The 12,893-nt window shown below is 69.4% G+C and carries 9 protein-coding genes; 7 read left to right on the top strand and 2 right to left on the bottom strand.

Translation table 11 applies throughout. The features are described 5' to 3' along the window. Nucleotides 1-19 precede the first annotated feature (19 nt). Complete coding sequence (locus tag OH802_RS14015) at nt 20-3,655, top strand: LamG-like jellyroll fold domain-containing protein (protein WP_406028874.1); 3,636 nt, start codon at nt 20-22, stop codon at nt 3,653-3,655. A 40-nt stretch (nt 3,656-3,695) separates the two neighbouring features. Here OH802_RS14015 and OH802_RS14010 read toward each other — a convergent pair whose 3' ends face one another. Then, nucleotides 3,696-4,472 carry a siderophore-interacting protein gene (locus OH802_RS14010; RefSeq protein ID WP_406028872.1) on the bottom strand — a complete coding sequence of 259 codons (777 nt, stop codon included), beginning with the start codon at nt 4,470-4,472 and terminating at the stop codon, nt 3,696-3,698. A 67-nt stretch (nt 4,473-4,539) separates the two neighbouring features. On the opposite strand from OH802_RS14010, the gene OH802_RS14005 reads away from it, so the two are divergent. From OH802_RS14005 to OH802_RS13990, 4 genes are all read left to right on the top strand, one after another. After that, nucleotides 4,540-5,652, top strand: coding sequence for a glutamate-cysteine ligase family protein (locus OH802_RS14005; RefSeq protein ID WP_406028870.1), 1,113 nt, complete (start codon nt 4,540-4,542; stop codon nt 5,650-5,652). Then, entirely contained in the window at nt 5,649-6,614 is a 966-nt protein-coding gene (locus OH802_RS14000; protein WP_406028868.1) for an NAD(P)/FAD-dependent oxidoreductase, read from the top strand. The genes OH802_RS14005 and OH802_RS14000 overlap by 4 nt, the downstream gene beginning before the upstream one ends. Before the next feature lie 91 nt (nt 6,615-6,705). Next, the gene (locus OH802_RS13995) at nt 6,706-7,161 is read left to right on the top strand and encodes a peroxiredoxin family protein (RefSeq protein ID WP_406028866.1); all 456 of its coding nucleotides are present in this window, start codon (nt 6,706-6,708) and stop codon (nt 7,159-7,161) included. Between the two features lie 2 nt (nt 7,162-7,163). After that, a complete protein-coding gene (locus tag OH802_RS13990) occupies nt 7,164-7,721 on the top strand; it encodes an RNA polymerase sigma factor (protein ID WP_406029289.1) in 558 nt (185 codons plus the stop codon). Here the strand turns inward: OH802_RS13990 and OH802_RS13985 are convergent. Next, nucleotides 7,718-8,611 (bottom strand): carbohydrate kinase, encoded by an 894-nt coding sequence (locus OH802_RS13985; RefSeq protein WP_406028864.1) that lies wholly within the window; start codon nt 8,609-8,611, stop codon nt 7,718-7,720. The two genes, OH802_RS13990 and OH802_RS13985, sit on opposite strands and share 4 nt — an antisense overlap. Before the next feature lie 124 nt (nt 8,612-8,735). On the opposite strand from OH802_RS13985, the gene aceE reads away from it, so the two are divergent. Next, nucleotides 8,736-11,537 (top strand): pyruvate dehydrogenase (acetyl-transferring), homodimeric type, encoded by a 2,802-nt coding sequence (gene aceE, locus OH802_RS13980; protein WP_406028862.1) that lies wholly within the window; start codon nt 8,736-8,738, stop codon nt 11,535-11,537. 79 nt (nt 11,538-11,616) lie between these two features. Then, nucleotides 11,617-12,798, top strand: a complete 1,182-nt coding sequence (locus OH802_RS13975; RefSeq protein ID WP_350665969.1) for a helix-turn-helix domain-containing protein — start codon at nt 11,617-11,619, stop codon at nt 12,796-12,798. Nucleotides 12,799-12,893: the final 95 nt, after the last annotated feature.

The raw sequence follows: 12,893 nt of genomic DNA, 5'->3' as shown, positions 1-12,893 counted from the left end.
ACAACAGAAGGAGCTACCGATGAGATCACCCTTCACGTCCCCACCCACCAGGACGGCCACTGCCGCCGCAGCGGCCGCGGTCGCCGCCGTTGCGCTGGCCGCACCCGGGGCGGTCCCCCGCGCCGGTGCCGCCGAGGTCACCGTGCCCGACCCCGTCGTCCACTACGCCTTCGACGACGACCCGGCCACCGGAACGGTCGCCGACGACTCCGGCAACGGGCTCGACGGCACCCTCGTGAACGGCGGCACCGCCGACACCGTCCCCGGAGACGGCGGCGGCCAGGCGCTGCATCTGCCCGGCGGGCCGTCCTCATCGGACGGCGCCTACGTCACTCTCCCCAAGGGCGTCCTCGAGGGACGCACCGACCTCACGGTCACCGCGCGGGTGAGCTGGGACGGCGGTGGCGGCTCCTGGCAGCGGATCCTCGACCTGGGCAAGGACACCAGTCGCTATCTGTTCCTCACGCCGTCGAACGGGTCGGTGCTGCGTACGGCGACCGTGGCGGGAACCGGCGCCGAGGCGACCAACTCGGGCTACGCCCCGCTCCCGGAGAAGTCCTGGCACACCGTCGCCGTCACCCTGGACACCGAGTCGGACCGGCTCACCACCTACCTCGACGGCGCAGCCGTCGCGGCCGCCACCACGAAGATCACCGCCTCCGACCTCGTCGAGGGCGCGTCCACGAGCGGGTTCCTCGGCAGGTCGATGTTCCCCGCCGACAACCTGTTCGGCGGCTCGCTCGACGACGTGACGGTCTACGGGGCCGCACTCACCCCGGAGCAGCTCGTCCAGGCCACCGGAGCCACCCCTCCCACGATCGTCGAGCCGGCACAGACTTCCTTCGACGTCTACACCGACGTCGGAACGGAGCCGGACCTGCCGGCCTCGGTGCGGGCCTCGTTCAGCGACGGCTACGACCGCGACGTACCGATCACCTGGGACGAGGTGGATCCGGCGAAGTACGCGGATCGGGGCAGGTTCACGGTGAGCGGCACCGCCGCCGGGCGAGCGGTCTCGGCCGAGGTGACCGTTCGCTACGAGAACCAGGTCGACATCGACCTGGCCAAGCCCACCGGCGACGTCATGGGAGGCGCGTCCGGGACGCTCTACGGGGTCTACGGCAAGGACCTCCCCTCGAGCAACCTGATCGACGGGATCAACCTTCGTACGGTGTCGACCAAGGCCCAGGACGGTCCGCAGCACCCGGGCGCGGACGCCCTCGAGGTGCTCGAGCCGCTTGTCGACGGCTCCGGCGGCGACGTCTACATCTACATGACCGACATCTACCGCGGGTTCCCCTACCAGTGGCCGGGCGACACCCCGCAGGCCAAGCTGGACGACTTCAAGGCCAAGATCAGGACCCAGGTCGAGCAGGTCAAGGCACTGCCGGAGAAGTACCGCAGCCACGTCGTCTTCGTGCCGTTCAACGAGCCCGAGGGCAACATGTTCGGCACCGGCGAGTGGAGCTACAACAAGGTCAGCTGGCTCGACGACCCGCAGCACTACTTCAAGGCCTGGGACGAGGTCCACGCCCTCATCAGGAGCGAGCTCCCCGACGCCCGGATCGCCGGCCCGAACACGAGCATCCTCTATGGCCAGGTGCAGGGCTTCATGAAGCACGCGCTCGCCAACGACACGATGCCGGACGTGATCACCTGGCACGAGCTGAGCAACCCGGCCTCGATCCGGACCAACGTGGCCAGGTTCCGCGGCTGGGAGGACACGATCTACCAGGGCACCCCGTACGCGGGGAAGCATCTGCCGATCAACATCAACGAGTACGCCTTCAACTACCACACGTCCGTCCCGGGACAGATGATCCAGTGGGTCTCGGCGCTCGAGGACAGCAAGGTCGACGGCGACATCGCCTACTGGAACATCGATGGCAACCTGTCCGACTCCGCCGTCCAGGCCAACAAGGCCAACGGGCAGTGGTGGCTGCTGAACGCCTACAGCCAGATGACCGGCCAGACGGTCAAGCTCACCCCGCCCCGTCCGAACGAGAGCTACACGCTGCAGGGCGTCGCGACCCTCGATCGCGACCGGCGACGCGCAGAGGCGATCATCGGGGGCGCCGACGGGGAGTCGTACGTCGACCTCTCCGGCGTCGACCCCGCGACGTTCGGGTCGAGCGTGCACGTCGCCGTCAAGGAGATCAGCTGGTCGAGTCAGCTCGGCGACAACACCGGGCCGGCCGAGGTCGCCGAGATGAAGGTCCCGGTCAGTGACGGCGGTGTCGGGTTCTGGTTCGGCAAGGACGGCGTCCCTGCCCTCTCGGCAGAGTCCGCCTACCAGATCATCGTGACCCCCGGCGCCAACGCGACCGCGGAGGCCGCGCCGCCGCAGCAGTGGCGGGCGACGTACGAGGCCGAGGACGCCGCTCACTCGGGCTCGGGTTACTCCCGCAACGGCCCCGAGGGCAGCCCGTCCAACCTGGGCGGCTTCTACACCTCCGGCTCCTACAACGTCGGCGGCATCCGCACCGACTCCGAGGTGAAGCTCGACTTCGCCGTCGACGTGCCGAAAGACGGGACCTACGACCTGAGCGTGTTCGCGAACTCTCTGAACACCTACAGCCTGGTCAAGGAACAGGGTGCGACCAACGCCTTCATCACGGTCGACGGCAAGCAGGAGCAAGAGATCCACCTGCCGCTCGGCTACAAGTGGGTGGTGTGGGACCACGCCGACACCACGGTCGACCTGACCGCAGGGAAACACACGATCTCGATCGCGGCCCGGAGCCTCGATGGCACTGAGGGCACCCGAGGAGACGCGATCATCGACAAGATCGACCTCTCCTTGTCGAACCCTGCCGCCACGCAACGCACCTACGAGGGTGAGGACGCGACGCTCACCGACGGAGCACGGGCCGACTACTCGAAGACCGGGGTGTCCGGGTCCGGCGCCGCAGACCTCGCCCGGGGTACCGCGACGTTCTGGGTCTACTCCCTCGACGACGGCGAGCACCGCCTCCGGTTCGACACCCGCGGGTCCGGGCGCGTCCGGCTGGCGCTGAACGGACAGAACCTCGGGGTCGTCGCCCGGTCGGTGTCGCGTGACGTGTTCCTCTCCGGCGGCATCAACAAGGTCACCCTGACCGCGGAGCAGGGCAGGCTGCTGATCGACCGACTCCGTGTCGGTCCGTCGGCGGGCGCGCTGAGATCGGTGACCACCCAGGCCGAGGACGGGGCGCTCGAGGGCTCGGCGAAGGTCGCGTCCTATCCGCTCGCCGACGGCGGCAAGGCGGTCACCGGTGTCGGTGGCGACCCGGGCAACGGCAATGCGCTGACGCTGGCGACCACGGCACCTCGGGCCGGGACGTACGCGATCACGGTGCGCTACTCCAACGGTGAGCAGTCGCCGGCGTCGCACTACAACCCGGATCCGCTGGCCCGGCACGCCGACGTCAGGGTCAACGGCGGCGAGGCCCGCCGGGTCTGGTTCCCGCACAGCTTCCACGACAACGGCTTCTGGACGTTGACGTTCTACGCAGAGCTGAAGGCAGGCGAGAACACGCTGTCCTTCCGCTCCGAGGAGCTGCCGGACTGGAACGGTGAGACCTACATCTCCGACCGCTATCCGGAGCTGGGCCTTCGGTCACCGTGGGCCCCGAACCTCGACCGGATGACGGTGACGCCGCTGGCCGCGGACTGAGTACGCCGCGGCCGCCCCGCCGGGCGGCCGCGGCTCCGTCTCAGTGCGCAGCGTGCGCGACCTGGCGGTCGGCAGCCTGGCTGCGCTTCCACGTACGGAAGCTGTCCTCGTTGTTCCCCCGGCGCCAGTAGCCGGAGATCGACAGGTCGCCGCGCGGCACCCCACGATCGCGCAGCAGGTAGGGACGGATCCGCTGCATCGTGACCTCGGCCTCGCCGTGCACGAAGGCGTGCACCCGGCCGAGCAGCCAGGGCAGCTCGCGGACGACGACCTCCAGGGGCGGGTCGACGGTGGCGTCCAGCCAGCGCACCTCGACCCCGGCCGGCGCCTCGACCTGCTGGAGATGCTCCGCAGAGGGCACCTCGATCACCGCATAGCCGACCGCGTCGGCCGGCAGCGCAGCCAGCGCCGCCCGGATCGCAGGCAGACCGGACTCGTCACCGACGAGCAGGTGCCAGTCGGCGGCCGGGTCCGGAGCGTACGTCCCACCCGGCCCACGCATGGTGAGCACGTCACCGGGACCGGCCGTCGCCGCCCACCGGCCGGCGACGCCCTCGTCGCCGTGGTGCACGAAGTCGATGGCTAGGGTGCCCTCGGCGACCGAGGGGTCCAGCGCCGTGTAGGTGCGGCAGACGGTCGAGCCGTCGCCGACCGGGATCTCCAGACGCACGAACCGGTCGGTGCACACGCTGCCCTCGAACGCGGAGAGGTCCTCGGCACGGAGATGGACGCGGGTCATCCCAGCACTGAGACGCCGGGTCGAGGTGACCACGACCCTCGTCTCCGGCTTTGTCTCCGGCTTCACCGCGCGAAACATGAGGGGAGCCTAACCTAATTTCCAAGAAATGCGGATGATGGCCCGCGCACTGCCCTAGAGTTGCGCCGTGCTCTACTCCGCCGGGTTCGAGTTCGAGTATGCCCTGGTGACGGAGTCACCCGACGTAGGCGCGGGCACGTTTCGCGACATGGGCACCTTCCATGACTTCGTGGATCTCGACTTCGACACCCTCCAACGCGCCCTTGCCGACGGTTCCGGCACCACCGACGAGGACCTCGTCCGCGGTGACCTGGGGATCAAGAGCGGCTACTGGTACCTCGAGGGCGACGAGCGGTTCGACGCCGACGGCACCTTCACGACGATGCTGGTCAAGGGGGTGGAGATCCGCACCCCGGTCTGCTCGAGCACCACCGAGGCCGCCGACCGGCTGATCGATCTGCAGGACGACATCTCCAAGCGCCTCGCTCCCATCGGCCTGCACCTGGGCATCGTCGGCTTCAACCCGGTCCGTGAGGCGTACGTCCTCGACCCGCCGCTCAACGAGTGGGAGCGGACGATGCGGGCCGAGCATCGTGAGTACGACCACGCCGAGGTCTCCAACCTGAGCTACGGCCCCGACATCAACCTCTCCTTCCCCGGGTTCTCCGCGGAACAGGTCGTCGAGGTGACCCGCCGGCTGACCCACTACAGCCCCTTCATGGTGCCGTTCAGCTTCAGCTCGCCCTTCCACGCCGGCCGGACATGGCGCGGCCCCAGCAAGCGCACCTACGAGCGCACCTGGCGACGCGTGGCGGCGCGCTGCTTCGTCGAGACGACCGCCGGCGCCGAGACGACCATGGTCCACCCGCCGCGGATCCCGCGCGAGGAGGGACGCATCGAGTTCAAGGCCTACGACGCCTTCCTCTCCCGCGACCTGCTGCTCGCCGGCGCGGCACTGACGCTCGGCGTCTGCCTCACCGACGACCTGCCTGGACTTGCCGACAAACCCAGCCGTGACCTGCACCAACGCTCCGCGACCGACGCGTTCGCCGACCCCGAGATCTCCGCCGGTGCCGGCGAGGTGCTCGCGGCCGCCCGCCGGGCGCTCACCGGCATGCCGGAGGCGGGCCATCTCGACTGTCTGGACCAGTTGCTGAGCGCGGGGCGCACCCCAGCCGATAGCCTTCTGGACGAATATTCGCGCACAGGCCTGATGTACCTCCCGGAAGGACTTCGTTGACTGATCTCCCCGCCGACCTGACCGCTGACCAACTCATGACTCAGCCCGCAGAGGCCGACGTGGCGATCTGTGGAGCAGGCCCGATCGGCGCTGCGACAGCCACCTTCCTGGCCCGGCCCGGCCTGCGCGTGGTCCTCATCGACCACGACCCCGCGGACGACCCCGCCCACGTCGCGACCTACCGCTATTCGGGCGGCAGCATCCGGTGGACGTGGCCCGATCCGGTCAAGCGCGAGATGACGACCCAGACCGAGCAGTTCATCCGCGGCGCGGCCGGCGCGGAGCTGGACATGATCGAGAACACCTACCACCTGCTGCACACCGGAGAGCACATCCCCGCGCTCAACGTCTCCGCGACCGGGCTCGTCGGGCTGCTCCGCGACCAGGCGCGGGAAGCGGGAGCGACGTTGGTCGACGCGCTCGTCACCGGCGTACGCCCTGACGGCAGCGGTCATGTGGTCGAGACCTCGCGCGGCGCGATCCGCGCCCGCCGGGTCCTGGGTGCGATGGGCGCGGCGAACGCCTCGGTGTTCCCGCAGACCAGCGCCGACGCCGAGAAGCGCCAGCTGTTCGTGCTCGACCTCCCGGTTCCCCCCGAACGGGAGCAGCTGCCTCACACGATCGTGCCGATCGGCGACGGCTTCGGCTACGTCTTCGTGAAGCTCATCGACGGCCAGCTGCGCGTCGTCGTCGGGCAGGAGGACATCGTCGAGGACGGGGACACCTCGGGCCCCGTCGACCACTGGAAGGAGATCCTCGACAGCGGGCTCGCCACGACGCTCCCCTGGCTCCGCGATGCCCGCGTCGACGACATCCTCTGGGGCGTCGACACCGCACAGAAGACGCTGGTGGTCGACGAGCCCAGCCCAGGCGTCCTCGTCGCCAACTGCGGCAGCGCCATCCGCTCCGCGGCCTGGCTGGGACGTACGCTCGCCGAGCGGCTCGCACTCGGGACCAACTGATCCCGGCCGCGGCCGAGGTGAATCCTTTTCCCTGCCGGACCACTCCTATCTGCGACAGCCCGCGCCGCGGGCAGAACAGAGAGGACCACACGTGATCGACGTAGGACACACGATCGAGAACACCTCCGTGCAGTTGAGCGACGGCAGGGCGGCCGATCTCCTCGGGGAGGGCCACAGGGGCACGCTCATCTACTTCATGCGAACCACGACCTGCATGATGTGCAACGCCCACGTACGCACCCTCACGTCCAACGCAGAGGACTTCCGCGACCGAGGCGTGCGGGTCCTGATCGCCGTCCCCGAGGAAGCAACCGCAGCCCAGGCCTGGGCGGACCGGCGGCAGATCCCGTTCCCCGTCGTCCCCGGCCTCCACGGTGACCTCGGCCTCGCCCGCCGCCTGCTCGGATCGATGATGCAGTCCGGAACCATCGTCGTGGACGCCACCGGCCGGGTCACGTACGCGGACATCGTCACCATGCCCACCGGCGGATACCGTCACCGCGAGGTTCTCGCGGCGCTCGACGCCCTGCCTCAACGCGCGGGGTGATCATGACCGTCGGCGGTACGCGCCGCCCGTGGCCCGACACGGCCGTCGTCCGGTCAGCGCAGGCCGGCGACGAGGCGTCGATCTCGGTGCTCATCGAAGGTGCCCATCCACACGTGCGGCGGTTCGCCACGTCGCTGTGCATGAGCGAACAGGACGCGGAGGATGCGACGCAGGAGGCGCTGGTCATCCTCTATCGCAAGATCGGGACGCTGCGAGCGACCGGAGCGTTGGCGTCGTGGATGTTCACGATCGTGCGCAACGAATGCGTTCGTCGCTGGGCCATCAGCAGGAGGCACGTCCTCGCCGAGGCGACCGATCTGCCCCTTGGAGCCAGCTCGTCGGCGGAGGAAGCCGCCTTGGCAGAGATCGAGGCTCGTCGTGTATCCGCGGCCATCGCGGGGCTTCCATCCGACCAACGGCAAGTGCTGCTGTTGCGCGACGTACACGGCTACAGCGGCAGATCGGTCGCGAAGCACCTGGGGCTGAGCCTGCCCGCGATGAAGTCACGCCTGCATCGAGCCCGAGCAGCGCTCCGGGCCGGCCTCGAAGAGCTGGCCTAGCTGCTCAGCTCGGCCCGGGTCGGCGGGTTGGCACCGGCACGCGAGACGGTGACCGCCGCCGCCCGGACGCCGTGGGCGAGCACCTCTCGACGGTCGCGCTCGAAGTCGTCCCAGAGCGCGTCGACGAGGCCCGCGGAGAAGGTGTCGCCGGCGCCGATGGTGTCCACGACCGTCACTTTCTCGGCCTCGACGTCGATCCGCTCGGACGCGGTGATCCAGCTCGCGCCGTCGCCGCCGCGGGTCACCGCGACCGCACCGGCACCGAGCTCGAGCAGCCGCGCGGCCGCCTTGTCGAGCCCGATCCCGGGGTACAGCGTCTCCAGGTCCTCATCGCTCGCCTTGACCACATCGGCGTACGCCGCGGCCCGCTCGATCCGCGAGACGACCTCCTGGCCGGTTCCGGTCAGCGTGGGCCGCATGTTGATGTCGTAGAGGACCCGGACGGAGTCGGGGAGTCCGTCGAGCAGCGCGAAGACCGTCTCGGCGCCCGGCGAGAGCACCGGCGCGAGCGATCCGACGTGGACGAACCGCGGCGTCCCCACCGCGATCTCGCCGAGCTTCCACTCCAGGTCGAAGACGTACGTCGCCGACCCATCGGCCGTGATGGTGGCCTGCGCCGTCGAGGTGCGGGCCAGCACGTGCGGGTCGCACGCCATCCGGACCCCGGAGTCGACCAGGTGGGCGGCCAGCGCCTGCCCACGGGCGTCGTCGGCGTAGGAGGCCACGTAGCGCACCGGACGGCCGAGACGGCCCAGCGCGACCGCGACGTTGGCGCCGCTCCCGCCGGGGTGGTCCCGGGTCACGCCATCGGCCGTCGTGACCACGTCGACCAGTGCCTCACCTACCACCAAGACGTCAGCAGCGGCATTGTCACGATCCAGGCTAGTCACGGCGGCAGATTAGCAACTCGGCGCACGAACGAATTTTCCGGGGTTGACCAGCAGAAACCGCCTACTGTCCAGTAACCCACCGCGGGTGGGCGACCGCTCTCGACCGCGTGCGACCATTGAGGATGTGACCGAAGAATCCACCGAGACGACTGGTGGTCCGCAGGGCCCGACCCCCGCCCAGCCGACCGTAATCCACGAGGGTCTACCGACCCAGCTTCCGGACATCGATCCCGAAGAGACCAGTGAGTGGCTCGGCTCGTTCGACGCGATGCTCGAGTCGAGCGGACGCGAGCGAGCCCGCTACATGATGCTGCGTCTGCTGGAGCGAGCCCGAGAGAAGTCCGTCGGCGTCCCCGCACTGCGCAGCACCGACTACATCAACACCATCCCCTCCGACCGCGAGCCGTGGTTCCCGGGCGATGAGGACATCGAGCGACGCATCCGGGCCTTCATCCGCTGGAACGCCGCCGTCATGGTCTCCTCCGCCAACCGCAAGGGCCTGGAGGTGGGCGGCCACATCGCCACCTACCAGTCCTCCGCGAGCCTCTACGAGGTCGGCTTCAACCACTTCTTCCGCGGCAAGGACCACCCCGGCGGCGGCGACCAGGTCTTCATCCAGGGCCACGCCTCCCCCGGCATCTACGCGCGTGCGTTCCTCGAGGGCCGGCTCAACGAGGAGCAGCTCTTCCGCTTCCGCCAGGAGGTTCAGCACGGCGTCGGCCAGGGCATCTCGTCCTACCCGCACCCGCGTCTCATGCCCGACTTCTGGGAGTTCCCGACGGTCTCGATGGGCCTGACCGGGATCAACTCGATCTACCAGGCGCGGTTCAACCGCTACCTGCAGAACCGCGGCGTCAAGGACACCTCCGACCAGCGTGTGTGGGCCTTCCTCGGCGACGGCGAGATGGGTGAGCCCGAATCGCTCGGCGCCATCCGGGTCGCCGCCCGCGAGGAGCTCGACAACCTGGTCTGGGTGATCAACTGCAACCTGCAGCAGCTCGACGGCCCGGTGACCGGCAACGGCAAGGTCATCCAGGAGCTGGAGTCCAACTTCCGCGGCGCCGGCTGGAACGTCATCAAGGTCATCTGGGGCCGCGAGTGGGACCAGCTGCTCGCCAAGGACGTCGACGGCGCCCTGGTCAACAAGATGAACTCCACCCCCGACGGCCAGTTCCAGACCTACTCGGTCGAGACCGGTGCCTACGTCCGGGAGAACTTCTTCGGCTCCGACCCGCGCCTGCGCAAGATGGTCGAGCAGATGAGCGACGAGCAGATCCGCAAGCTCCCCCGCGGCGGCCACGACTACCGCAAGGTCTACGCGGCCTTCGACGCGGCCACCAAGACCGTCGGACAGCCGACCGTGATCCTCGCCCACACCATCAAGGGCTGGACGATCGACGCTCTGGAGGGCAAGAACGCCACCCACCAGATGAAGAAGCTGACCATGGCGGACCTGAAGAAGTTCCGCGACCGTCTGCTCCTGCCGATCTCCGACAAGGAGCTCGAGGCGACCTACGAGCAGACCGGCGCCGCGCCGTTCTTCAACCCGGGTCCCGAGTCGGCCGAGATCGAATACATGATGGAGCGCCGCAAGCAGCTCGGCGGCCCGCTCCCCCAGCGCCGGGTCGAGTTCAAGCCGCTCACCCTGCCGGGCGAGAAGATCTACGCCGAGCTCAAGCAGGGCTCCGGCAAGAACAAGATCGCCTCCACCATGGCCACCGTCCGACTCCTCAAGGACTGGATGCGTGACCCGGAGATCGGCAAGCGCATCGTCCCGATCGCACCCGACGAGTACCGCACCTTCGGCATGGACGCGATGTTCCCGAGCGCGAAGGTCTACAACCCGGGCGGCCAGCAGTACGAGAGTGTCGACCGGAAGTTGTTGCTCTCCTACAAGGAGTCCGCGCAGGGCCAGATGCTGCACGAGGGCATCTCGGAGGCGGGGGCGATGGCCTCGGCGACCGCTGCCGGAACGGCGTACGCCACCCACGGCGAGCCGATGATCCCGTTCTACATCTTCTACTCGATGTTCGGGTTCCAGCGCACCGGCGACTCGATCTGGGCGATGGCCGACATGATGGGCCGCGGCTTCCTGGTCGGCGCCACCGCCGGTCGCACCACGCTGACCGGTGAGGGTCTCCAGCACGCCGACGGCCACTCCCCGCTGCTGGCGGCGACGAACCCGGCGGTCGTGCACTACGACCCCGCGTTCGCCTACGAGGTCTCGCACATCATGCAGAGCGGCCTCGAGCGGATGTACGGCTCGAGCGAGGAGCACCCGCACGGCGAGAACGTCATCTTCTACCTGACCGTCTACAACGAGCCGGTCAGCCAGCCCAAGGAGCCTGACAACGTCGACCTCGAGGGGATCCTGAAGGGCATCCACCAGGTCTCGACCGCCGAGGGTGAGGGCCCGAAGGTCCGCCTGCTGGCCTCCGGCGTCGGCTTCCCGTGGGTCGAGGAGGCTGCCCGCATCCTCGAGGAGGACTGGGGCGTCAAGGCCGACACCTGGTCGGTCACCTCGTGGAACGAGCTCGCCCGCGACGCCATCGACGCTGAGCAGTGGAGCCTCAACCACCCCGGTGAGACCCCGCGCACGCCGTACGTCACCGAGAAGCTCTCGGCGTCCAACGGCCCCGTCATCGCGGTCTCCGACTACATGCGGGCCGTCCCGCTGCAGATCGCCCGCTGGGTGCCCGACGACTACCGCGTCCTCGGTGCCGACGGGTTCGGCTTCGCCGACACCCGCCCGGCCGCGCGTCGCTTCTTCCAGATCGACGCCCAGTCCGTCGTCGTCCAGGCCCTCCAGGCCCTGGCCGAGGCCGGCGAGATCGACGCCGCGTTGGTGAAGAAGGCCTTCGACACCTACCGCATCGACGACCCGACGTCGACGAAGGGCATCATGCAGGAGGGCGGAGACGCCTGAGCGTCTGTCCGTCAGGTCGGGGGCTCGGAACGACTGTTCCGGGCCCCCGGCCGCATCTCCAGGTGGAAGGATCAGCAGTGTGACCAATCAGGCGAGCCTCGATACGCGTCGGCGGACGGCAACGGCGCTGCGACGCGCGACCGGCCGGCTGGCGACGGCCGCCACGTCGCGGATGGACGACGCGATGCCGTGGTTCAAGGACCTCTCCGCGAAGAACCGCTCTCTCGTCGGCCTGATCGTGCAGGCAGGCATCAAGGAGTTCGTTGGCTGGTACGGCGGCGGCGCCTCCGCCGACACCGCCAAGCCCGACCTGGCAGCGTCGATGTTCGGGGTCGCACCCCGTGCGCTGACCGGCATCATCACGCTCCAGCAGACCGTGGATCTCGTACGCCTCTCCATCGAGGTTGTCGAGGCCAACATCGACCACCTCCTCGGGCCCGAGGACGCCGCCGACGTCCACGAGGCGATCGGCCGCTACGCCCGTGAGGTCGCCTTCGCCACCGCCGAGGTCTACGCCCGTGCCGCCGAGCAGCGCGGCGCCTGGGACGCCCGGCTCGAGGCGCTCGTGGTCGACGCGGTCCTGCGTGCCGAGACCGACGAGGTCGTCCTCTCCCGGGCCAGCGCGCTCGGCTGGGACGCCGACCTGCCGCTGTGCGCGGTGCTGGGCCACGCCCCCGACGGCGTCCGCCTCGACGCCGCCATGGAGGAGGTACGCCGCCGCGCCCGCGCCCACGACCTGCACACCCTGTGCGCGGTCCAGGGTGACCGCCTCGTCGCCCTGCTCGGCGGCATCGAAGACCCGCTGGAGGCCGCCGAGCGCATCGCCGACCTGTTCGCCGACGGGCCCGTCGTCGTCGGACCGATGGCGGCCGGGCTAGCCACCGCCGCCGAGTCCGCCCGGGCCGCGCTCTCCGCCTACCGGGCCGCGCCCGGCTGGCCCGACGCGCCTCGCCCGGCACGCAGCCAGTCGTTCCTGCCCGAGCGTGCCCTGGCCGGCGACGCGTGGGCCCACCGCTACCTGATCGAGAATCTCTATCGGCCGCTGGTGGAGGCCCGCAGCACCCTGATCGAGACGCTGGCGGCGTACTTCGCCGCCGGAGGCGGTCTCGAGGCCACCGGGCGCACACTGTTCGTACACCCCAACACCGTGCGCTACCGTCTCAAGCAGGTCGCAGAACTCACCGGGTTCCTCCCGACCGACTCCCGCGACGCTCTCGCCCTGCAGGTTGCCCTGATCCTCGGCCGGCAACAGGACCACTGACCCTGTCATAGACCCGGTCTTGTAGGACCCCTACAAGATTGCGGGAGGGATATTCGTTGCCGCTGAAGGTGAACCGACACCCCTCCAGACGGGAC

This window comes from Nocardioides sp. NBC_00850, from assembly GCF_045207335.1.
GTDB lineage: Bacteria > Actinomycetota > Actinomycetes > Propionibacteriales > Nocardioidaceae > Nocardioides.
The sequence above is the reverse complement of the archived record's forward strand: the minus strand, read 5'-3'. Positions and strand labels throughout refer to the sequence as shown.